Origin of the sequence: Pseudoalteromonas sp. MT33b (genome assembly GCF_014117385.1) — a bacterium.
GTDB classification, from domain to species: Bacteria; Pseudomonadota; Gammaproteobacteria; order Enterobacterales; family Alteromonadaceae; genus Pseudoalteromonas; species Pseudoalteromonas lipolytica.
The window spans coordinates 606,506-630,851 of record NZ_CP059832.1; the positions used below are offsets into that span (position 1 = coordinate 606,506).

General features: G+C 41.6%; 19 protein-coding genes. 14 read left to right on the forward strand and 5 right to left on the reverse strand.

Annotated elements, in window-relative coordinates:
* The first annotated feature begins 145 nt into the window (after positions 1-145).
* The 6 genes from H3302_RS18625 to H3302_RS18650 all read left to right on the forward strand — a co-directional run bounded on the left by H3302_RS18625 (position 146) and on the right by H3302_RS18650 (position 9,043).
* Complete coding sequence (locus H3302_RS18625; RefSeq protein ID WP_036972167.1) at positions 146-340, forward strand: (2Fe-2S)-binding protein; 195 nt, start codon at positions 146-148, stop codon at positions 338-340.
* Positions 341-803: 463 nt separating this feature from the next.
* A complete protein-coding gene (locus H3302_RS18630; protein WP_220469626.1) occupies positions 804-2,204 on the forward strand; it encodes a phospholipase D family protein in 1,401 nt (466 codons plus the stop codon).
* A gap of 242 nt (positions 2,205-2,446) precedes the next feature.
* A complete protein-coding gene (locus H3302_RS18635) occupies positions 2,447-4,702 on the forward strand; it encodes an acyl-CoA dehydrogenase (RefSeq protein WP_182396493.1) in 2,256 nt (751 codons plus the stop codon).
* Between the two features lie 403 nt (positions 4,703-5,105).
* Positions 5,106-6,617: a Fic family protein gene (locus tag H3302_RS18640; RefSeq protein ID WP_182396494.1), complete on the forward strand. Its 1,512-nt coding sequence runs from the start codon at positions 5,106-5,108 to the stop codon at positions 6,615-6,617.
* Between the two features lie 504 nt (positions 6,618-7,121).
* The gene (locus H3302_RS18645) at positions 7,122-8,072 is read left to right on the forward strand and encodes a phosphotransferase (RefSeq protein ID WP_182396495.1); all 951 of its coding nucleotides are present in this window, start codon (positions 7,122-7,124) and stop codon (positions 8,070-8,072) included.
* Entirely contained in the window at positions 8,072-9,043 is a 972-nt protein-coding gene (locus H3302_RS18650; protein ID WP_182396496.1) for a Gfo/Idh/MocA family protein, read from the forward strand. Before H3302_RS18645 ends, H3302_RS18650 begins: the two co-directional genes overlap by 1 nt.
* On the opposite strand, the gene H3302_RS18655 is transcribed toward H3302_RS18650, so the two are convergent.
* Complete coding sequence (locus H3302_RS18655; RefSeq protein WP_182396497.1) at positions 9,040-9,855, reverse strand: hypothetical protein; 816 nt, start codon at positions 9,853-9,855, stop codon at positions 9,040-9,042. The genes H3302_RS18650 and H3302_RS18655 overlap by 4 nt on opposite strands.
* A 199-nt stretch (positions 9,856-10,054) precedes the next feature.
* Here H3302_RS18655 and upp point away from each other — a divergent pair, with 199 nt between their 5' ends.
* The 5 genes from upp (at position 10,055) to H3302_RS18680 (ending at position 16,808) form a co-directional block, all read left to right on the forward strand.
* Positions 10,055-10,684, forward strand: a complete 630-nt coding sequence (upp, locus tag H3302_RS18660; RefSeq protein ID WP_036972148.1) for a uracil phosphoribosyltransferase — start codon at positions 10,055-10,057, stop codon at positions 10,682-10,684.
* 9 nt (positions 10,685-10,693) lie between these two features.
* The gene (locus H3302_RS18665; RefSeq protein ID WP_118844835.1) at positions 10,694-11,932 is read left to right on the forward strand and encodes a uracil-xanthine permease family protein; all 1,239 of its coding nucleotides are present in this window, start codon (positions 10,694-10,696) and stop codon (positions 11,930-11,932) included.
* A 138-nt stretch (positions 11,933-12,070) separates the two neighbouring features.
* Positions 12,071-13,813, forward strand: a complete 1,743-nt coding sequence (locus tag H3302_RS18670; protein ID WP_182396498.1) for an HAD-IIB family hydrolase — start codon at positions 12,071-12,073, stop codon at positions 13,811-13,813.
* Positions 13,806-15,026 (forward strand): glycosyl transferase, encoded by a 1,221-nt coding sequence (locus H3302_RS18675; protein ID WP_036972141.1) that lies wholly within the window; start codon positions 13,806-13,808, stop codon positions 15,024-15,026. Before H3302_RS18670 ends, H3302_RS18675 begins: the two co-directional genes overlap by 8 nt.
* A 12-nt stretch (positions 15,027-15,038) precedes the next feature.
* Entirely contained in the window at positions 15,039-16,808 is a 1,770-nt protein-coding gene (locus H3302_RS18680) for a sugar phosphorylase (RefSeq protein WP_182396499.1), read from the forward strand.
* Between the two features lie 27 nt (positions 16,809-16,835).
* On the opposite strand, the gene H3302_RS18685 is transcribed toward H3302_RS18680, so the two are convergent.
* The gene (locus H3302_RS18685) at positions 16,836-17,879 is read right to left on the reverse strand and encodes an ABC transporter substrate-binding protein (RefSeq protein WP_065979007.1); all 1,044 of its coding nucleotides are present in this window, start codon (positions 17,877-17,879) and stop codon (positions 16,836-16,838) included.
* 146 nt (positions 17,880-18,025) lie between these two features.
* Between H3302_RS18685 and H3302_RS18690 the strand changes: the two genes are divergently transcribed.
* A complete protein-coding gene (locus H3302_RS18690; protein ID WP_182396500.1) occupies positions 18,026-18,415 on the forward strand; it encodes a cytochrome b562 in 390 nt (129 codons plus the stop codon).
* 21 nt (positions 18,416-18,436) lie between these two features.
* Here H3302_RS18690 and ykgO read toward each other — a convergent pair whose 3' ends face one another.
* Positions 18,437-18,571 carry a type B 50S ribosomal protein L36 gene (ykgO, locus tag H3302_RS18695; RefSeq protein ID WP_065979009.1) on the reverse strand — a complete coding sequence of 45 codons (135 nt, stop codon included), beginning with the start codon at positions 18,569-18,571 and terminating at the stop codon, positions 18,437-18,439.
* Between the two features lie 20 nt (positions 18,572-18,591).
* Complete coding sequence (locus H3302_RS18700) at positions 18,592-18,843, reverse strand: type B 50S ribosomal protein L31 (protein WP_036972134.1); 252 nt, start codon at positions 18,841-18,843, stop codon at positions 18,592-18,594.
* 258 nt (positions 18,844-19,101) lie between these two features.
* Here H3302_RS18700 and H3302_RS18705 point away from each other — a divergent pair, with 258 nt between their 5' ends.
* A complete protein-coding gene (locus tag H3302_RS18705; protein ID WP_409076808.1) occupies positions 19,102-19,326 on the forward strand; it encodes a hypothetical protein in 225 nt (74 codons plus the stop codon).
* A gap of 325 nt (positions 19,327-19,651) precedes the next feature.
* Positions 19,652-20,467: a 2,5-didehydrogluconate reductase DkgB gene (dkgB, locus tag H3302_RS18710; RefSeq protein WP_182396502.1), complete on the forward strand. Its 816-nt coding sequence runs from the start codon at positions 19,652-19,654 to the stop codon at positions 20,465-20,467.
* Between the two features lie 45 nt (positions 20,468-20,512).
* Here the strand turns inward: dkgB and H3302_RS18715 are convergent, their stop codons facing one another.
* Positions 20,513-24,292, reverse strand: coding sequence for a S8 family serine peptidase (locus H3302_RS18715; protein WP_182396503.1), 3,780 nt, complete (start codon positions 24,290-24,292; stop codon positions 20,513-20,515).
* Positions 24,293-24,346: the final 54 nt, after the last annotated feature.

A 24,346-nucleotide genomic window follows, 5' to 3' on the forward strand; every position in this document is an offset into this window, starting at 1 on the left:
AACATAAAGGGAAAATGGCAGCTGCATTTATTTCAATGTGGCTATGGCTAAAATTACAGCAAATATTGCTCATAATACTATTGCGAACTATTACCGTTTAGATTAATATGCATTTATTAAATGTAATTGAGAGTGGTTTGCATTCATGTATATTTGTTTATGCCATGGTGTAACGGATAAAAAAATCGAACAAACGATTGATAACGGTGCTATGACGATGCGTGAGCTATCAAAAGAGTTGCAGGTAGGTAGCCAGTGCGGCAAGTGCTGTGGTTGCTGTAAAAAAATTCTTAATCGTAAACTTATCGAAATCGCTGACATTACAGAGCAAGTCGCTTAATGTACTTGCTCTTCATTTAATTACTTCTTTTCTTTGCCCCTTACCCCTTGATTCCAGTTTTTATTTGCTTTTAAGCCTTTCATTTATTACGTTATATCTAAGTGTTATGTGTGTATCGTACGTGTTATTTGTTCGGTTTGGCGGATAAACCCGATGCGTGCAGCGTTAAAAGTTGCTGCTTGTAGCTGTACGGGCATATGCAATTGCACAATCAGACTAAATAACGAAACGTGTGCTTTGTTACAAACAAGGCTTTTTTGTCTCAAAACACATCATGTAATGTAGCGAACTGGTATCACCTGGTCATCATTGGTAGGGAACCATGATAATAAACTCTTTTAAAGCAACTTTTTGTGCAGTACTTATCTTTACTATAACGGGCTGTGCGCAGCTGCCTTCAAGGGAATCTATTCAACCAAGTTACGCTATTTCTGCTGATACACCGAGTACAATAGGAGAGGCTGTGGGTAGTAATCATCCAGGTTTGTCAGGGTTTTATCCTTTGGTAGATGGTGTCGATGCCTTCGTCGCAAGGCTTGCACTGATTGATTCTGCAGAGCACACCATTGATGTGCAGTATTATTTATACCATAGACAACAAACCACCATTTTATTTACCGCGTTTTTGCTGAAAGCGGCAGAGAGAGGTGTAAGGGTTCGCTTACTGCTTGATGACTTATCGCAAGCCGACAGTGAGCTTGATTTAGCAGCACTGGCTGTTCATCCTAATGTTGAGGTTAGGCTGTTTAACCCGTTCCCAAATCGACGGTTTAGGGCTCTTGGATTTATAACTAACTACAGCAAACTTTCTAGGCGCATGCATAACAAGAGCTTTATCGTCGATAACCGTATTTTTATTACGGGGGGGCGTAATATTGGTAATGCTTACTTTTCAGCAGAAGATCATTCAGAATTTATCGATTTAGACGTCATGAGTGTTGGCGATATTGTGCCAGAAGCCTCAGATGCATTTGATTTATATTGGAATCACACACTTTCATACCCTGTTCAAAATTTACATGGTGAGCGTGATGAACAATCACTTATCGAGATAACCAAGACACTAGAAAATTATGTAGCAGACAATCAGCAAAGCAATTATGTTGAACAATTACGTGAAAGTGCCTTTGTAAATCGTTTGCTTAACGATGAAATAGAGTTTGACTGGCAGGAGTCGACCTTATTTTACGATCACCCAGATAAAGTAATGAATGATGTCGATGAAAAGTCGGCAAATATGTCGCCTTCATTGTTTAAAAAGATGGGAGAGCCAAAGCGCAAGGCTATTATTGTATCGCCGTATTTTATCCCTCGCGAGCAAGGTACGCAGTTATTAACCAGCTGGGTTAAAAAGGGCGTTGATGTAACTGTGCTGACTAATTCGCTGGCTGCTACGGATGTGTCTGCTGTGCATGCGGGCTATAAAAAATACCGTGCTGATTTAGTGCGTGGCGGTGTTAAATTGTGGGAACTAAAACCAAGTGACTTAGTGGCAATTAAACGAAAAGCAGGCCGAAAGGTTACCGGATCATCACAGGCAAGTCTGCACGCAAAAACGATGACATTTGATGATGAAAAAATATTCGTTGGTACCATGAATCTTGACCCGCGATCACTTGATTTAAATACCGAAATGGGCGTACTAATAGACAGTGAAAAGTTGAGCGGCTTTTTAGCCCACTGGGTTGATAAAAAGATGCCTGAGTATGCGTGGAAAGTTGAGTTAAAAAGCCCAGATGATGACGAACTAATTTGGCTTGATACCATAAGTAATCAGCAATTTGATGAAGAGCCACAAACCTCGTCTTGGCGGCGCTTTCAAGTATGGTTTATCTCTTTATTTCCTATCGAAGACGAGCTTTAACGTTATTTATTCCTAAGCCCAACTTTTTAGTTGGGCTTTTTATTTTCATCCTTTAGGTTTAACTATTTTGATATAAAAAATCGAAATTGAGCGTACACGTGTAAGTTCAATATATTCAAGTGCTTAGCGTGCAAGGAAAAAATAAATATAAAAAAATGTTAAAAAAACTGGTTGGACCAATTGATCTATTGTGCAATTTATGACGTAATGTAGGTATTACTGTCTGGTCGGATGAGTTTATTATGAGCTTACGTACAAAATTAAAAAAAGTATTACCTAGTATTTCAATTACAGAACAAGAAGCGTTAGATGCAGGTGATGTTTGGTTAGAAGGTTCAATCTACCAAGGTAAACCTGACTTCGATGCACTTCGTGATGTACCCGCTGCAAAGCTGAGCGCCGAAGAGCAAGCGTTTTTAGATGGCCCTGTTAAAGAATTATTATCGATGATTGATGATTCTAAAATCCAAAATGGCGTTCATCTTCCTGATTACATTCTTGATTTCTTGAAAAAAGAGCGTTTTTTCTCGCTTATTATTCCTAAGTCATTTGGTGGTTTAGAGTTCAGCCCTTATGCAAACTCAACAATTGTTGGCACGATTGCAACGAAGAGTTCTGCGGTCGCGGTTACGGTTATGGTGCCTAATTCATTAGGCCCAGGTGAGCTATTACTGCACTTTGGTACTAAAGAGCAACAAGATCATTACTTACCTCGCCTTGCGAATGGTCGTGACATTCCATGCTTTGCGTTAACGAGCCCTGAAGCGGGTTCTGATGCCGGTGGCATTCCAGATATTGGTGTTGTTAAACGTGGTCAATTTAATGGTGAAGAAGTTTTAGGCTTAGAGATCACATGGGACAAACGTTACATTACGCTTGCACCCATTGCGACTGTATTAGGCTTAGCGTTTAAAGTTGTTGACCCTGATGGTTTACTAGGTGGCAAAGAAAACCTAGGTATTACCTGTGCGCTTATTCCTAAAGATCACCCAGGTGTTGAACTTGGTAATCGTCATGACCCAATGGGCATCCGTTTTTATAACGGGACTACTCGTGGCGAAAAAGTATTTGTGCCAATGGATTTCATCATTGGTGGTCAAAAGAATATTGGTCGTGGTTGGCAGATGCTGGTGAGCTGTTTAGGTGCTGGCCGTGGTATTTCGCTTCCAGCGCTAGGTGTTAGCTCGTCACAAGTGGCATTTAAAGGGGCTTCTGAATACGCTGCTGTTCGTGAACAGTTTGGTTTAGCGATTGGTCAATTTGAAGGTATCCAAGAGAAACTAGCTGATATTGCAGGTAAAACATACCTACAAGAAGCTATGCGCGTACTAACAACAGAAGGTTTAGGCATGGGCTTAAAGCCATCGGTTGTGACTGCAATTGCAAAGTACCACATGACTGAAATTGGCCGCGATGTGCTTGATTCAGCAATGGACATTCAAGCTGGTAAAGCGATTCAAAATGGTCCGCAAAATACTTTAGCCAGTGGCTATGTTGCTCAACCGATTGCTATTACGGTTGAAGGTGCGAACATTCTTACTCGTAACCTAATGATTTTTGGACAAGGTGTAATGCGTTGTCACCCATATCTGCAATCTATGGTTGAGTCTATTCATAGTGAAGACAAAAACGCAGATAAAGAATTTAACCGTATTTTACGTAAAACAGTGGGCTACAGTGTCGCGAACAGCTTACGTGCATTCCGCTTAGGTGTATTACCATTTACAGCAGGTGCTAAGTCGTCGTTACCAGAAGTTCGTGATTACGAAAAAGCGGCACAAAAGCTGTCGGCTAAGTTAGCTGTTTATGCTGATTTTTCGTTACTTGTGTTAGGTGGCAAGCTTAAACAAGCAGAAATGCTATCTGCACGCTTAGGTGATGTAATGAGTTTCTTATACGCTGCCATGGCATCAATTAAGTACTACGAGCAAAAAGTAGCAAGCAGTGAACGCGAGCAAGCTGCGCCGTATTTCCACTATGCAACACGCTTTGCACTGCAAAGTGCTGAAGAAGCACTGCACAAGTTCTTAGATAACTTCCCTGCAAGTGGTACGCGTAAGTTCATGCGTTTCATCACCATGAATTACTCGATGAAAATGCCGAAAATTAGCGATGATCTAATTCGTGAGCTAGCAACACAAGCACAAATGGATACTGCGTTTAAGGCACAAATCACGCACTTAGTAACGCCAATTGAAGGTGATGGTCATTACATCAACGAGCAGGCTTACAAAGCGAAAATGGCGTGTCTTGAACTACTTGCAAAAGTGAAGAAAGCATTGCGTGCTAAAACAATTAAACCGGGCGTTCGTTTTGCAGAAACACTTGATAACGCACTTGTTGCTAACGTAATTAATGAGCAAGAATATGCGCAATTAATCGATTACAACAAGAAACGCGAAAAAGCTATTCGCGTTGACGAGTTCGATTTTGATATGAACTTGCTAGACGATAATGCAAAGCCAGTTAATCCACTTAAAAGTGTGGTAAACGAGTAAGTCATTCAACAATGCAAGTCCTCAGCAGTTTTAGGACTTTATCTTTAAAAACCCGTGTTTAACACGGGTTTTTTATTGCCTAAAAATAGACCGCTTAATTAAGCGAATGGAATAACTCAACATAGCCATGGTATAAAATGTACAACAGACCTGCATTATGAACCCCAAGCAGATATACTTTGAATTCGATGAATATTTTCAGTTGCATCACTCTTAAGTAAGTACGATTGTGGAAAAAAGACCTCAACCCGTGATGTGTTGTGTTTATCTTCATTACTAGCTTTACCTAGAAACATTAAAACCTATAAATGATATGACATTAAAACCTATAAATGATATAACTCTAAAACCTAGCGGTGAAGTTTATAACGGGTAAGTATCGTAAGTAATGGTTGGAGCGAACATGAATGACATATCACAAAAACTGGCAGCTTCGCTTGAGCAATTACAACAGCTTCAGGAGTCAGGAGTTGTAGCCATTCAGTCAAAGCAACTTAGTCGAGTGCATCGAGAGCGGCTCTTGAAGCATGGGTTTATTCGTGAAGTTATTCGAGGCTGGTACATACCGGCTATGCCAGATGAAAAGCTGGGCGACAGTACATCTTGGTATACTTCTTTCTGGGATTTTTGCGGTGCATATTTATCGGAACGTTTCGATAATGCCTGGTGTCTTTCACCTGAGCAATCACTTAGTCTACATATTGGCGATAGAACCGTGCCTCAACAATTGCTGGTACGTTCGCCTAAAGGCAACAATAAACCCACCGCTTTTTTACACAATACCTCTATTTTCGATGTTAGGTTAAATTTACCTGATGTTGAGTATATTAAAAACGTAGCAGGACTAAACGTATACAGCTTGGCTTCAGCACTGGTTTATTGCTCGGCTAACCAATTTAAAAATGCACCCATCTTAATGCGTACAGCCTTATCGATGGTGACAGATGCATCAGACGTATTGTCTGTTTTACTTGCCGGTAATCACAGCGTGATTGCAGGCAGATTAGTGGGGGCTTTTAGAAATATTGGCCGCGACCTAATTGCTGACAATATCTTAAAAGGTATGCAGGCAGCCGATTTGAAAGTGCAAGAAGAAGACCCATTCGCCGAGAATTTACAGGTGAGTTTTGGTCGTCGTGATGTATCGCCCTATGTTAACCGCATGCGGTTAATGTGGGCGCAAATGCGTGAAAGTGTTATTGCGCACTTCCCTGAACAACCACACCGAACCATCGACATCGAAACCTACATGGCAGAAGTAGAAGACAAGTACGTTACCGACGCCTACCACTCACTGTCTATTGAAGGCTATCGAGTGACGCGTGAACTAATTGAACTTGTTCGTTCAGGTAACTGGCAAATTGATGGTTCAGACGAGAGTAAAAAGCACCTAGATACCATGGCTGCTAAAGGTTACTGGGATGCGTTCCAAGAAGTCAAAAAAGCCGTTTTAGCAGTATTAGAAAGTAAGAACTCTGGTGACGTATTGGAACAGACGCACAGTGATTGGTACCTTGCCTTATTTGGCCCAAGTGTTGCGGCCGGTATTATTAAACAATCGGACTTAGCTGGTTACCGATCAGGGCCTGTTTATATTCGCCAGTCTATGCATACTCCCCCTAATCGAGATGCGGTACGCGACATGATGCCGACATTTTTCGATTTACTCGCAGAGGAGGGTAATGCAGCAGTCAGAGTGGTACTGGGGCACTTCATTTTCGTTTACATCCACCCTTACTTTGATGGTAACGGCAGAATGGGCAGGTTCATTATGAATTTAATGATGGCCTCAGGCGGTTACCCATGGACTGTTGTACCTATGGAGCGACGAGACGAGTATATGCAAGTGTTAGAAGCTGCTAGCGTTGGTGAAGATATTGTACCATTTACTAAATTTTTAGCCTCGTTACTATAAGTTTCTTAAGTACATTAAAGGTCAGATGTTTTCCACTCTTAAAGGTTCGTAAAGCTGCATTATCCATATGAACGGTCGGGTGTACGATTATAACCTTGGGCGTTGATTCTTTTGTAGATGAAGGCTCACAGAGAGTTAATCCTCATTCCTATATTGAGTACAATCCACTATCCGGAACTAACCCAACCGATCGTGTTCCATAAAAAGAAACAATAGAAGTCACTAAAGGTAAACAAGTTTTCTAAGATAATGACGATAACAATCATGTTAGTGCTGGAGATTCATAAGCCGACCCTCGCTTTATGCTTAATGACTTATGGTAGAAAAATACAGATTAAAAACATATCAAATGCGTGGTTATAATTCTGAGTTTTTCAGGTCAAATACGCTTATTTTTTTAATGAGTGTGATCAGTGTAAAAAGTTCAGCTTAGGGATGTAATATTGTGCCCGAAAGGGATATCACCTACCATTGCCCATAGATTTTTCGTTAAAACATGACTGTATGAACGTAAGGCAATTTGTTAAAAAGCACTTTCCTGATATTAAAGACATAGAGCACGCAGCCTCTGTATGGAGTGATTGCGGCGAAATTATTCGCTGTAAACTTAACGGTGAGGCATGTGTCATAAAAGCCATAGAAGTCCCTAAGCAAATTAATCATAGTCGGATCACGCAAAGTGAGTTTGCATTAGCAAGAAAGCGGCAATCATATTCAGTCGAATTTAATTGGTATCAGCAGTTTAGTGGGCAGTTACCGCTTGAGGCTGCAGCCATTCCTTGCTTAAACGCGGTGCAAGAAAATAACCAGCAAGCACTCTTATTTGCTGATTTTACCGCGTGTGGTTATCAACAAGCCCAAGCAAGCTCTGCTCATATTGATGCGATTCTTAGATGGTTAGCACATTTTCATGCTGTTAATTTAAGTCGCACTGCTGAGGGGCTTTGGCCGCAAGGTAGCTATTGGCACTTAGCGACTCGTCCAGATGAGTATGCGCGAATGACACATTCAAGCCTAAAAGTTGAAGCTGAAAATATCGATACAGCACTTAAGCAGTGTGTATATCAAACGCTCATACATGGCGATGCGAAACTTGCTAATTTTGCCATAAAGCCACACACTAATTGTGTATATGGCTATGACTTTCAATACGTTGGAAAGGGTGTCGGTATTATTGATGTTATGTACTTTTTAGGTAGTTGCTTAAGTGATAAGGCGCTCCATGCTGATGCCAGCGCATATTTAGACCAGTATTACGATGAGCTCGCCTTAGCTCTAAAATGTTATAAACCGAATATCAGTGCGGCAGATGTGATTGCTAGCTGGGATGAACTCTGGGCATATGCTTGGGCTGATTTTTACCGCTTTTTAGCTGGGTGGAGTCCTGAGCATTTAAAAATTAATCGCTATATGCAAAGTCAGTTTAACTATTATCTCACTAAAAAAGGAACGTAATGAATAAGCCAATTCGTTTTGCCATAATTGGGTGTGGCGCAGTAACCGAAGTTAAAAGTGGTCCCGCGTATCAACAAACCGATGGCATTGAGCTGGTGGGCGTGACGCGTCGAGATTTAAACAAAGCTCGCGACTACGCACAGCGTCATCATGTGCCCAAGGTGTTTGCAACCCCCAGTGAGTTAATCAACGATGCACAGGTTGATGCCGTATACATTGCTACGCCGCCCGACAGCCATAAAACGTTTGCACTTGAAGTGGCGGCGGCTGGCAAACCCTGTTGTATAGAAAAACCCTTAGCGCCTAGCTATGAAGACAGTTTAGCCATTGTTGAAGCATTCAAAGAGGCAAAACAGCCTTTATTTGTTGCTTATTATCGTCGTTCGTTGCCACGTTTTAATAAAGTGAAATCGCTTATTGAAAGTGGCGCAATTGGTAAAGTGCGTCATGTAAGTTGGCATTTGAGCAAACCAGCAAGTGCTTTGGACTTATCTAGAGAATATAACTGGCGAACTGATAAACAGATTGCACGTGGCGGTTACTTTGATGACTTAGCAAGCCATGGTCTTGATTTGTTAGCGTATTTATTAGGTGATTTTGAAAAAGTACACGGTTTTTGTGCTAATCAACAAGGGCTTTATTCCGCTTTTGATGCTATTACTGCGCACTGGCATCATAAATCGGGTATTACGGGCTCTGGCAGTTGGAACTTTGCGTGTGCGAACCGCTTTGACGACGTTATTATTTATGGCAGTGAGGGTGAAATATGTTTTAGTGTGTTTGACGAAAAACCTATCGAGCTAAACAACACACAGGGTATACGCCAACTATCTATTGAAAACCCAACTCACATACAGCAATTTCATGTAGAAAATATGTCTCAATTTTTTGATTTGGGCGCGCCTCATCCCTCAACCGGTGTAACCGCTTTACACACCAGCTGGGTAATGGAACAAATTTTAATGTCTTAATTTTTATAGGCGGCATTAAAAGCATCAACAATCAACGTATTGTCGGGTGCAGGAAATAATTCCATGAGCCTTGTACTAATGAGAGTCTTTATTTTCTCTGTTTGCAATGCGTGTTCAAATAATGCAATGGCCTGTTTACCTTGCGGCGAGGGCGAACAGGCTATGTAACCAAATGCAGCAGGCTCAGAGGGTTCAATCGTTAAGTAACGGATTTTATCAATACCATGTGCGCGTTGATAACGGTTAATGAACATTGATTTATATTCAAAAATAGCGTCAATTTTATTTTCAAAAAGCATGTAGCCAAGCTGAATTGCATTGGCAGCCCCATCTACTTTAAAAAAATGTTCTTCGTGTCGTTTTATAAAATCATCGATTTTAGCAGAGTAAGACCGCCGACTCGTCACGCCAATGGTGAGGTCATAATAATTTACGGCGTCGGTTAATGAAATCGAGTTGGGTAAGGTTGGTTTGTTGAATACAATCAGTTTGTTTTCGGGAAAGGCCATCAGAGGATACCGAGTAAAAATAGCACTCGCTTCTCGTTCAGGTGTTTTAAGCTTGTTGAGTAAACAGACATCGGGAAGTTGACTAAGTTGTTTCCAGTCCTGTAATTGGCTGCCAGGTACAAACTGTAAGCTGATTTTATTGCCCAACTTAGTGGCCGCCGCTAACACGAATTCAGTTGCCTCATTCTCGGGACTGCCGTCTGCTTGCGGAATAAAGTCAGTCATTATTTTTACATGCAATGGCTCAGAATTAACCGGCACAGCATAAATACATAATAAAAGAATCGTTGCGTATAGTTTCATGCCATTCTGATGCTCAATTTTATTAAATGAATTGTTAAGCGGAAGTAGCCGATGTTGTTGCAAAGCGCTTAATAGACCCTGCCTACTGTTTAATATTAGACCAGTTAAAGAAATTAATGCAATGAAGGGGGATTTTTTGCAGTCGAGTTGTCTATTATGCGCTAAAATAGGCGTAATTTATTTCTTTTAGGTTCTACTTATGTCTATCCATGTAATTACTCACCCGTTAGTTCAACACAAACTTGGCCTTATGCGCGCAGAAGGTATTAGTACTAAAAGTTTTCGTGAATTAGCGTCTGAAGTGGGGACCCTGCTTACCTACGAAGCGACTAAAAATTTACCACTAGAAAATGTGCAAATCACAGGGTGGGATGGCTCTCCCTTAGAAGTTGAGCATATCAAAGGTAAAAAAATTACAGTTGTGCCTATTTTGCGTGCTGGGCTTGGTATGATGGATGGTGTTATGCAGTTATTACCTGCTGCAAAAGTGAGTGTTGTTGGCTTGCAACGCAACGAAGAAACCTTAGAACCCGTTCCGTACTTTGAAAAATTAGTTGGCAAGATTGATGAGCGTTTAAGTCTCGTAATTGATCCAATGCTTGCGACAGGTGGTTCAATGATTGCCACTATCGATATGCTTAAAAAAGCAGGTTGTAAAGATATTAAAGTCATTGTTCTCGTTGCAGCACCCGAAGGTGTTGAGAAAACATTGGCAGCTCACCCAGATGTTGAAATCTTTACGGCTTCATTAGACAGTCACTTAAATGAAAAAGGATATATCATTCCAGGCTTAGGAGATGCCGGCGACAAAATTTTTGGCACAGTTTAGGTAAATAGCGTGGAAAATCATCAAACATTTTCGTTAAAAACTATTTTAACGGGGGCGCAAATGCTATTTGTCGCATTTGGCGCGTTGGTACTTGTCCCTTTACTGACGGGGCTTGACCCTAATGTTGCGCTATTCACCGCAGGCTTAGGCACTTTGTTGTTCCATTTTGTGACTAAAGGCCAAGTTCCCATTTTTTTAGCTTCGTCATTTGCGTTTATTGCTCCTATTATCGCTTCAGTGCAAATGTGGGGTATTCCAGCCACAATGGGTGGCTTGATGGTAGCAGGGTTCTGCTATTTAATTTTAAGCTTAGTCGTTAAATTTAAAGGTGTTAGCGCCTTAGAAAAAGTGTTGCCGCCAGTGGTGGTTGGTCCTGTCATTATGGTGATAGGGTTAGCACTTGCGCCTGTGGCTGTAAACATGGCCATGGGCAAGGCTGGTGATGGCAGTGCGCAGTTAGTGCCTTACGAGCAAGCTATTTGGGTGTCGGGTTTATCTTTGCTCGTCACACTTATTTTTGCTGTGTGGGGCAAAGGTGTTTTTAAGCTTATTCCTATTCTGGCTGGGGTTGTTGCTGGTTATGTTGCGTCTTTATACATTGGTATTGTGCAGTTTAATGCAGTAACCGAAGCCAATTGGTTTGCTGTGCCTGCGTTCACGTATCCAGAGTTTAAATGGCAAGCTATTTTGTTTATGGTGCCAGTTGCTATTGCGCCTGCAATAGAACACATTGGCGACATGATGGCTATTAGCCAAGTAACGGGAAAAGATTACTTAAAAAAACCGGGGTTACACCGCACCTTATTAGGTGATGGTTTGGCAACGTCTGCGGCATCCATTTTCGGTGGACCACCGAATACCACTTACTCTGAAGTGACAGGGGCAGTGATGCTGACACGAAACTTTAATCCGCGTGTGATGTTGTGGACAGCGATTATTGCTATTGTGCTGGCCTTTGTAGCAAAAATGGGCGCGGGTTTGCAGACCATTCCTGTGCCAGTGATGGGCGGTATTATGATCTTGCTGTTTGGCTCTATTGCGGTAGTTGGTTTGAATACTTTGGTTAAATCGGGAGAAGATTTGACAGCCCCACGCAACCTAACGATTATCGCACTTATATTAGTGTTTGGTATTGGTGGTATGCATATTGGTGGTAATGAGTTTAGCCTACAAGGTGTAAGCTTATGTGCCATTCTTGGTATTATTTTAAATGCCGTGCTCCCCAAAGCAGTGCAGACTGAGCAATAGCATGTAAAAAATGATGTGAATTTGCACCAAAAAAGCGCATTTAATATGCGCTTTTTTTGTAACCTCATAAAAAGTAAGGAATTATAAAACTGGTCTACTAACTGCATTTATCTCTATGTCATACTGGTAGGAGCGATTATGCAAGAGGCAAATGTTGTGGATATAACCCCGTTTTTAGCGAAACATCAGTTACCACTTAAATATCAATATTTAAGTGAACAATTCTTTATACCCCTCGCGCACGATGTGTTAAGCGCAAAAATGGCTGGGCAGCCGATGCTGGTGGCGATTAATGGCTGTCAGGGCTCTGGTAAAACAACCCTTGCTGATTTTCTTGTGACGTGGGTCAACAGCAATACAGAGTTTAATAGTGTTTCCTTGTCTATTGATGACTTTTATCTTAGTCATGCAGCACGAGCCGAGTTGGCCGAAGACGTACACCCACTCTTTGTAACGAGAGGGGTCCCCGGTACTCACGATATAAAGTTAATGGAACAAACCTTATCGGCGTTAATGGCTGGCAAAAAGAATGTGCCTTTACCACAATTCGACAAGCTCACGGATGACCCTGTCGCAAAAGAACACTGGCCAACTAACCAAAAGCCGGTCGATATCATATTTTTTGAAGGATGGTGCGTTGCCAGTACTGCGCAGCAGCCATATCAGCTGCAAACACCTATCAATGACTTAGAGCAACACGAGGATGCTGATGGCGTTTGGCGGCGTTGTGTGAACAGCTGTTTAGCGAATGAATATCAGAATGTATTTGCTATGGCTGATTACACCATTATGTTAAAAGCACCATCGTTTGAAGATGTGTATGCATGGCGTTTAGAGCAAGAACACAAGTTAATTGCTAAAAATGGATTAGGTAAAGGCACATTTGATGAAATAACACTGAGGCGCTTTATATCTCATTTTGAACGAATCACCCGTGAAAACTTAGCGACGCTCGCACATGATGTTGATGCCTTATTATTACTTGATAGCCAACGCGATATTACAAAAATGCAGTTGTTGGCAGATAAAATTTCACAACCACTTATTTTTACCGATTTAGACGGCACTTTGCTTGATCACGATAGTTACGAATGTGACGTTATAAAACCTTTTTTAGCTGAGCTGAACGACACGGGTATTAACGTTATTTTTAATACGAGTAAAACATTTGCTGAGGTTATAGATATTCAAGCGGGCCTTGAACATCACCAGCCCTTTATTGTTGAGAATGGGGCGGCAGTGTATATTCCTAAAAACTACTTTGCAGTAAAACCAATTGGTTGTGACGAATATCATGGGTTTTGGCGGTATGCTCTCACACAAAGCTGCGATAAATTACACGATGACCTTAATCAGCATACAAGTCAGTTTAGTCATTGTGTGCGTTTATTTAGTCAGTTTTCAGCCCAAGAAATTGCTGAACTTACTGGTTTACCCCTCGATAAAAGCGAACTGGCTTTACAGCGTCAATATTCAGATCCTATTTGTTTTTCAGGCAGTGATACACAGCGACAACAATTTATAGACATTATTTCGTCACTCGATTACGAGGTGTTGGTTGGCGGTCGTTTTATTCATATTACGAAAGGGACAAATAAGGGATTAGCGCAAAAGTGGTTATTAAATCAATTTAAAAAAGCATATCGCAACCCCTTTACCGTTATTGCTTTGGGCGACAGTCAAAATGATGTTGCCATGCTAAAAGCGGCAGATACCGCTGTTCTTATCAAGAACCCGGGCAGTCAAGTGCAAGCACACATATTACAAAAAGCGTGGCAGCTCAGTGATAAACCCGCCCCTGAGGGCTGGGTTCAAGAAGTCTCGGCATTAAGCATTATTAAAGCGCATTTAGCAGCAAAAAAGGAGCAATCTCATGGCTGATTTTTATCAAAATGGCATCATAACTACGCTACACAATATTGCTGATCGACCAGTAGAAGAACTAGAAAAAGAGTTAATTAGCTTTTCAAAGCAACGGCCTATGGGGCTTATTTTACCCTCGTTATACAGTGAGCTTGAAGGACCCGCGCTGCAAAACATCATTGCTGAACTGAAGCATGTACCTTACCTTTCACAAATCACCATTGGTTTAGACCGTGCCGATGAAAGCCAATATCGCCATGCTTTACAATTTTTTGCTGAGCTTGATCAACACCACAAGGTGCTTTGGAACGATGGTCCGCGTTTACAAGCGCTCGATAAAGAGTTGCAAAAATTGGGCGTCGCGCCAAGAGAACTCGGTAAAGGTCGCAATGTTTGGTACTGCATGGGATATAAACTTGCAACGGCAAAAGTTGAATCTATCGCGTTACACGACTGTGATATTTTAACTTACGACAGAGCATTACTGGCTCGACTTATTTACCCCGTTGCACACCCGCGCTTTAACTATGAGTTCTGTAAAGGATTTTATCCACGCACTGCTGAGGGGAAAATAAACGGCCGAGTGTCACGATTATTGGTCACGCCACTGCTGCGCTCGTTTAAAACTATTTTAGGTAGCAGTGACTATCTTGAATACATGGACTCGTTTCGTTACCCACTTGCTGGTGAATTCTCGTTTCGCCGTGATGTACTGAACGACATTCGTATTCCAAGTGATTGGGGTCTTGAAATTGGTGTGTTATCAGAAATGTATCGTAACTACTCACATAACCGGTTATGTCAGGTTGATATTGCAGATAATTACGACCATAAACACCAAGATTTATCGTTGGGTAATCAAGCTGCTGGCTTGTCAAAAATGTCGATTGATATCACCAAAGCTTTGTTTAGAAAGCTAGCAACGCAAGGTGTAACGTTTACCTCTGAGACTATCCGCTCTCTCAAAGCGACCTATTATCGCATTGCGCTTGATTTTATCGAAACGTATCACAACGATGCGCTAATGAATGGCCTAACGCTTGATATTCACCAAGAAGAAAAAGCCGTTGAGATGTTTGCGCAAAATATAATGAATGCGGGACAACACTTCTTAGAAAATCCAATGGAAGCCCCCTTTGTGCCAAGCTGGAACCGAGTTGCATCGGCGATGCCCGATGTATTTGCACGCTTAGAAGAAGCCGTAGAGCTTGATAATAAAGACTATATTTAACGGAGAAGACACGTGACATTAGAGCTACTCCAACAACGAGTTATACAGCATTTAACGTGTATCTACGGCGAAGTTGAGCTTAATACAACCCTAGAACAACTCGCTGATAGGTTGATTAACACCATGCAATGCGATGATCCTGTTCGAGACCCAACACCACACAAAAACCGTTGGGACGAACAAGATATGATTTTAATTGCGTACGGTGATTCGATTATTCGCCATGCAAACACGGAGGAAGCAGTGGCTAAACCAGAAGAGCCGCCATTGCATACGTTACATCGCTTTGTTAAAAATCAATGCTTACCAGAACTTAACGCATTGCATATTCTGCCATTTTACCCTTACAGCTCCGATGAAGGTTTTGCGGTGATGAACTATGTGCAAGTGAATGAAGCGCTCGGTAACTGGCAGCATATCCGCGATATTTCAGCCGATGTCAGGCTGATGGCTGATTTAGTTATTAACCACTGTTCTAGTCGTAGCGTGTGGTTTGAAAACTTTATTCAAGGCAAAGAGCCGGGCAGGGGGTATTTTAAAACAGCAAACCCCACCGATGAGTTAATTCAAGTTGTTCGTCCGCGAACATCGCCACTTTTACAAGCAGTAGAAACGAAAGATGGTTTGCAGCATGTGTGGTGTACGTTTAGCCACGATCAAGTTGACTTTGATTTTGCTAATCCCGATGTTTTAAATGAATTTGTCGCTATAATTCGCCATTATTTAGATAATGGTGTGCGTATATTCCGCCTTGATGCGGTGGCTTTTTTATGGAAAAAGCTCAATACCCGCTGTATTAATTTACCTGAAACGCATGAAGTGATCAGGTTACTTCGTACCCTTATAGAGCATGTTGAACCTAATGTGATTATTATCACCGAAACCAACATTCCTAACCGCGAAAATCTGTCGTACTTTGGTAATGCCAACGAAGCACATTGTATTTATAACTTTTCATTGCCACCTTTGCTATTGCACACATTACTCAGTGGTAATAGCACCGCATTAAAACACTGGATGATGAGTATGCCACCGGCGCAGCAAGGCACGGCTTATTTTAATTTTATTGCGTCACACGATGGCATAGGGCTGCGGCCTGTCGAAGGCTTGCTCGATCAAACCCAAATAGCTGAAATGGTCAGTACAACAGCAAAATACGGTGGCAAGGTGTCTTTGCGAACGGCTCCAGATGGTACAAATACGCCATATGAGTTAAATATTGCGTTGTTTGATGCTTTGCAAGGAACGCATCGAGGGCCAGATAAATGGGGCATTGCACGGTTTTTATGTGCTCACGCAATTATGTTCGCTCTTGAAGGCATACCAGGGCTTTATATTCATAGCTTACTCGGGACAACCAATGACTATGAACGCTTTGAAAACAGCCAACATAATAGAGCTATTAATCGTCATCGCTGGCAAGAGTCAGACCTATTAGCAAAATTGAGCAATGAAAATGCCCATCATCGTACTGTGTTTAAAGCGATGAAAAACTTAATGGCAATTCGTAAATCTCAGCCTGCATTTCATCCAAATGCCACCCAATACACGTTACATTTAAGTGAAGGGCTATTCGGTTTTTGGCGTCAAAGTATCAATCGCTCGCAAAGCATGTTTTGTGTTTACAACATAAGTGATGAGCCACAAACGTTGACACTAGCTGACTTAAATTTAATTGGCACAGAGCAGTGGAAAGACTTAATAAGTGAAGAACTTATTACTGAAGAAACCCAAACAATGCTGCTATCGCCTTACCAAGCTATTTGGTTAAGCAATAAGTAATGTTTAATTGTACGCTGTAAACGCCCTTTACAGCGCGTTTTTACTGGCTTCATCTAGTAATGATTCAATGCTGAATACCCGTGGTGTCTTTTGCGCTTTACTAAACACTTTAAAGTTAATTGCCAGGGTATTGCTATGAATTTGCTCAACGAATTTTAGTGTTTCTTCTGTATGAGGCCTAAAAATCGCCATCTTTTGGTGCAAAACATCGTGCTTAGGATTTTCTAAAATAGCATGGATATTAATCATTGCGAGTGCGCCTAAGGTAACATGGCCTCCAATGCACACATCGATTTTTTCAGCTGCGGCTCTGAGTGGCCAGTTTATTGCGCCAACGAGCACATCGGTGCGTCGTTTTTTTTCATTTAATGCGCGAATGGCCCCTAATGCCATCGCATCATTAGCGCTCCAAATAACCTGAATATCTGGATGATGAGTTAATAGACCTAAGCTTTGTCGGTATGCTTGTGGCGATGACCAATTAGCAACACCTTGTGCTGCAATGTTTACTTGTGCATGTTGAGCAGTAAACGCTTCAAGCCCTGTTTTACGATCCAGAGCGGCAGGGGTCGTGTGATCACCATTAATAGCATAAATGCTGGCAGGGAGTTGGGCTTTAGAAATGAGCTGTTTTGCCAGTAAGTGTCCCGCTTGAACGTTGTCTGGCACGACACTGCCTGCAATGTTAATCCCTTTGTTTTTAAGAGCGCGTAGTTCGTTATCTGTTGGGCGATTTAATAAAAAGTAAACGGGCGTATTGAAGGTCGGCAAATTTAAAAGCTGTTGGGAGAGTACACTTTTTTCATCCACGAGTATCAGCATATCGGGTGATTGTTTTACTGCATCAGCCACTAATTCTTTCATTAGTATATGATTTCTATTTGCATAATGAATGGTTAAGTTCAGATCAAAATCTTCGGCTGCATCGCGCATTAACTGTGAAACTTCATACCAAAACGGACCGGTAACATTGGTGTTTGCATGCCCCGGATTGATAAATATAACGTTGTATTGTGCATAGGTGCTCGGTAAGAAAGCCAGCAAAGCAATGAATAGCACGGTTTTTAACATAATATTTTATAAATTAAAGAGTGAGAGTTAATCGATTATACAGTTAATACCAGAGGGTTACGACCCACTCTTTGGCTTAAATGGGGGCTAGGTTTCACTCTTTTTAAAGCGTATAATTGGCACATTATTCTTAAATAGAGCTCAACATGAAAACGCTTTTTGTGTGCTTTTTGACACTTTTTTCTCTTAGTAGCATGGCAGATGCACCACTGGATCTTGAAGCTAATATGAAAAATATGGGGCTGGCTTATAAAAACTCAGTGCGCGCTACTGACCTAGACTCTTTTAATACAGCCATCGATGAGTTTATTCATCTACTAGAGAAAGCAAAAAAGGCTGATTTTAAACAGCATGAAAGTGAATCTTTAGAGGGACTTGATAAAGTTATTCAGCAAGCAAAATCCGCGAAGCAGCTTGCAGAAGTACAGGGGTTAGAAGCTGCAAAAGCCCCCCTTAAGTCAATTGATCAATTACGAAAAAAATACCATGAACTTCATGAGCCACCAGGTTTTTGGGAGTTATTATTTGGTAAATAAAAAGGTGCTTAAGCACCTTTTTTAACGTTTCTTTTTACCCTGAACGGCTTTAAAACGCGGGTTTTCTTTATTGATCACATAAAGACGCCCTTTGCGTTTTACTATTTGACATCCAGAACGAGTTTTAGCGCTTTTTAAAGAACTCAGTACTTTCATTTTTGCTCCGTATTAGGCGGTTATTTGCTTGCTAGGTTTTTGAAGCGACGGTTAAATGCGGCGACACGACCATCACTTGCCACCGCTTTTTGTTTACCGGTGTAAAATGGGTGCGAGTCACTTGATACATCAATTGGTACATAAGGATATGTTTTACCTTCTAGCGCGATTGTCCGTGATGTTTTAATTGTTGAACCAATTATAAAGTAGCTGTCTGCGGCTGTATCGTGAAAAGCCACTTGTTGGTAATCCGGGTGAATGTTAGGTTTCATCTCTTTAACTTATGTTATGTGATAATGTATCAATTATATTAAAGTAAATATAGGGAATGTTCAAGATAAAAATAATTCTTATTTATGCATGCTAAATAGCATTAAAAATAAGCAGTGTGAGCAATCCTTAAGCAGTTGAATTCAAAAAACTGGCTATTGTCTTGAAGGCTGTTATAACTAGGTATACGCGCTTATACAAAGAGAAGGAGTAAGGCAGTGAACGATGAAATTCAAACTGAGCAGTTAGACCAAAATGTAATGAATATGCTTCGTGATAAGGATCATTCTACACTTGCACACCGCGTCGATACGTTATTATTTAGCCATAACGATATCATTGAACTGTTAGCGCAGTATCTTGCTTTGAGTGAACAAGAAGACGATGAACGTTTTGATACTTGGTTTGATAACTTAACGAAAGAACAGCATACGGTAGTGAAAACCTTTGAAGTGTATCGTGGTCAATATGAGCACCTAGATTAGACTTTTAATCACATTTTAATGTATGACTTAAAATATAAAATGCATTGCTAGCCCAGCTTAAAAACTGTTTGTTTCCCTCACTTTCATTGTGGTAGGCATGTTTAGTAATGCTTAGTTACTACTCATTATCTCGCCCAAAAAGTTAACTAATTTTAAAACCCACCTTGAAACTTTATATTTTGGCCTCAGTGAAGTAAGTAAGCTCATCATACCAATTTGCAGTAATACTTAATCATTTTGAGCTGCTAAATCTGAGATTAGTTGCGTAAAAATAGCGCTCTTAATTAAGCAAATTGGTATAACCAATACTTCAAAAGGAGAGGTTATGTCACACCATGTTATTGAAATGCCTGATTTAGGTATCGGTACGTTTCGCCTAGAAGGAAAAACAGCTTACAATTCAGTGAAAATGGCACTCGATATCGGTTTTAGACACATCGACACGGCGCAAATTTATGGTAATGAGGAGCACGTCGGTAAAGCGATAAAAGACAGCTCTGTGCCTCGTAGTGAGATTTTTATTACAACCAAGGTTTGGAATGACAAACTTAACAGCGCTCAGTTTATTGAGAGCGTAAAGCAGAGTTTAGAAAAGCTTCAACTCGATTATGTTGATTTATTACTTATTCACTGGCCTTCTGCGTCTAACGGAGAAAAAATGAGTGAATACTTAACTGAGCTCAAAAAAGTAAAAGAGCTTGGTTTAGCAAAACACATTGGTGTTTCAAACTTCACAATTGCTAATCTAAAAGAGGCCATGCAGACCCTTGACGCGAGGGAAATATTTACTAATCAAATTGAAGTACACCCTTATCTGACGAACACTAAGTTACGCGCTTTTTGTCAGCAACAGGGTATTCATGTTACGGCTTATATGCCATTTGCCGTGGGTGAAGTGCTAAAAGACGACGTGATTGTTGATATAGCTAAAAAGCATGATGCGAGCCCTGCTCAAGTTGTCCTTGCGTGGATAAATGCACATAAGATGACGACGATTCCATCATCAACGAAGCGAGAAAATTTAGCGGACAATTTTGATGATTCCGTAAAACTTGATCACGAGGATTTAGACAGAATTGATGCGCTTGACAAAAATAAGCGCCTAGCCAATCCTGATTTTGCACCTGATTGGGATTATTAAAGTAAAAAAGCCGCCTTAATGGCGGCTTTACTCTTCTAGCGCTTACTATTTCAGCATGTAGGCACGCATGGTAATTTGCTCTGCTGAGCTTGAACCATAGTCTGAGATCACTGTTCGAATGTGAACAAACTCACCTGTATTCCCTGTATTTGGAATTGTGGCTGTCCATTCACCATCCACTTGTTCTACTTTCGCATCTTGCCAGTTCTCTGTTGAGAATTTTTCTGACACAGGGCAGTAGATGTAAGCAGGCACCGATTCAATGGTACATTCTTTACCGTATGCATATTGGAATTGCACATTCGCTAATGCAACGTCGCCGACGCCATCAAGTAGCCCTGTGAGCTTCACTTTTGCTTCTTCACCTACTGACATTGTGTTGTTGATGTCAACAGGTAAATCAATCATAGGTACAAGTACGGGTTGCACACCTTGTTGGTACTCGTTAGCAGTAAAGGTGTAATAACCTAGGTACAGTGAACCAAGGCTATCATTTACAGGTGAACGCTCGCCAACACCACGTGCATATGAACGCATTCCTAGAGTAATTTGATGATCGCCTGGTTCAAGTGTTAATGCCCCTTCTGTAGGAGATGCAGGCTCACCATTTAAAGTTAAGCCAAACGCTGAGCTGCCAATATAACCAAAAATACCATCGTGATTAGCTGCATCGCCAAACGAGGCAAGGTTAAAATGAAGCACGTTGGTATCACGCGTGATAATAGGCGCGCCACTGCTACCTAAAGCACCGCCACGTGGACCTTTGAACCATGAGGTCGTCTCTTGTGCACCTTCAGTCATTGCTCTTGGCCCATCAAAATAAGCCCCAGCGCTTTCAATTTTATGGTTAGGCATGACAATATTTGTCCAGCCATTTTTGGCTGTCGCGGTGTAATACTCATCACGAACTTGTGGAAGCATGATCAATTGTGTGCTGCCCGTTGAGTAAAACTCTCCCGTACTGTTGGTCATTGCCATGACATCGGTCCATGCGGGACGCTCATCATTTTGTGAGTGATACGTCGCTGTAATCTTATGCATTTTGTGTTCGGCAATATTAATTTGGCCAGACTGAATATGGCCATCAGTAATGTGGTTGATTGAATAAGCATAAGGTGAACGCTCAGCAGCAACACCTGACCAAGTAATAATATTATTACCCGCTTCAATCTCGGCCATTAGCGCTTCGCCTTCTTCAGAGCTAATACCAATAACAGGCACTTTTGGTGTACCAGTCACATTGCCTTTGTATCGGCCTTCACGCCCCGGACGATAAAAAATAACACCCGTAGCGCCATGCTTCATTGCATTCCCGACCATGTAATTGGTTAGGTAGTTAGGGTTTGCGATTAAAGCAATTTTTCCATCAAGATCAAATTGGCTCCAGTCGGTACTATAACCGGCATCACCAACAGGTAATACTTCTGCTGAACCTTCACCATGGAACGATAATGCAAGGCCTTGTTTGATGTAATCAAACTCGACACCATTTTGCATTTTTACAGTGGTTTCTGGTGCAACTGCACGGGTTGTAATAAATGAGCGAAAACGACTGTCATGACCTTGTGACCAAGCATACATATCATTTACATAGTCAGGCGCCATCTCGATAGCTGCTAACTTGGCTGATTTTTCATCATCAAGTGCGTATGTAAAACCGAATGAGTAACCTTGTGGATCAAGGGGTTGTTCTGCTTTAAAAGTCACTTGTTGTGCATTACGCGCATCAAAGTTAATTTCAGTCGCGCCATCTACTTTTTTGTTAAGCACTGCCATTTGTGCCGCTGACTCAACAAGTCCCGAGTTAGAGTCAGGGTTATCAAACGTCATGATATTTGCGATTAAAGTATAATAACCCGCAGGTACATTGATATCGGCTTTACCGTTATTTAATCTAACGATACTGCCACAATCATCTTCTTCATTAATTAAATAAAGTTTTGATGGTGACGTTGCATTGTGCCCCCAGCGGTCTGTTAGGTTAACGGTTAAATTAACCTGAGGCTGGTCAATCCAGAATGATACAGGCACAGTAACTTGTTGGTCTAAATTACTGACCGTTGTACCAGTGATACGGCCTGTAATGGCACCGTAAGCACCGTTATTAAGTGCAACACTTGGGTCAATCCACATAGGTACTTGTGCTTCGCCATTCGCTGGAACAGTCACTGATTTTGCATCTAAGCCAGCAAGTGTTGCTGGAAGTTGCGTTTTACCGTCTTCGCCAAGTAGGTCTAATTTTAGTTTCAGCGTAATGTCGGTATCAGACGTGTTTGTTAAGGTTACGTGTGTATGCGTAAGCTCATCATTGATAGCGTTTTGGAAAAAGCCAAGCTCTCTATTTGCGGGTGCTACAATAGCTTGTGAAATTGCGCGGTCAACGTTCATTGCGCCGGCACCTTGCTCAAGCACGTGTGAATCACCGCTAAATACGGATGATGTAAGCACGTCTTTTAACTCTTTTGGTGTTAAGTCACCGCGCGCCTGCATAACCAGAGCTGCACCGCCAGCAACATGTGGTGCAGCCATAGAAGTACCCGAATAAACACGATAGGCTGTTTCGCCTAATCCACCTGATGCTGCAGCAACAACAGATACGCCTTGCGAAGCGATATCAGGCTTTGCTGAATGACCATCAGGTGACGGGCCGCGTGATGAAAACGACGCTGTATTGCCTTCACGGTCTATTGCACCAACAGTCAGTGCGCTTGGGGCACAACCGGGTGAACCGATCGTTTCGCGCGTAAAGCTGTTACCAGCAGAAATAACAAATAATGCTTTGTCGCTAAGTGCCTCAACCATGTCTACAAGTGGGCCACTACACGTTGTAGCTGTACCACCTAAAGACATATTAACGATGTCGGCATTTTCAGAAAGCACAGCCCACTGCATACCACTTAATATACCGTATGTTGAACCAGAACCCACATTACTAAGTACTTTGCCTATGATGAGATCCGAAGCGGGTGCAACACCCACCCATTTACCATCTGATTCATGACCATTCCCCGCAACCGTTGAAGCAGTGTGAGTTCCGTGACCATTAATATCATCAACGCCATTGCTTGAATAAGTAAAATCGCGAGATGCAATTACGCGACCCTGTAGGTCTGGGTGTTCAATGTCGTAACCCGTATCAAGCACTGCGACTTTAATGCCTGCACCATTATAATTAATAGCTGATTGACCATAAGCGCCCGTTAATGGCACCGTTGGGGTCAGCGTATTGGCGCTGCTTACTTTGTGAGCATGGACAACGGCATCTAGCCAAATACCTTCAACATTTGCTTCAGCAATAAGAGACTGCCATGTTTTAGCGGCGTTTTCTTTTGTGATGGCAAAGGCAGCACTGTCGATTAGTTCAATTTCACCTGTTAATGACATGCCAGACAATGCTTTAGGCACGGCGCTGCCGGCTAACGTCCCGTCTCGGTATTCAACAATAACGGGTAAAGCATTAGTAGACGCATCGTCGTAACCCGATTCATACAATTTGTTGATGTTGAAAAGTTCTAAATCAATTGCCTGTGAATCAACAAATGCTTGCGCATGAGCAGGGACTACATACGTATTATTTCCCCGTTTAAAAATACTGGTGAAGGCATCAGAGCCATCAGCATTTAGCAGACGAATACCGCCTAATTGGCCATCTTTATTAACAATGGCAGACACTTTATCGCCTGTTATTAACGTAAATGTTAGGGCATCAGCGGATGTTTTATTTGTAAAAGCAGTGTTTTGTGCCGCTACTGGTTGCGCTAAGCTCAAACCGAGCATAGCCAAGTAGGTCGCTTTTAATCGACCCAGCCTTGGAAAAGGTTTCATCTATTTATCCTTTATTATGATGTGATTAGTTTGAATAGAGGAGTTATTACAAGG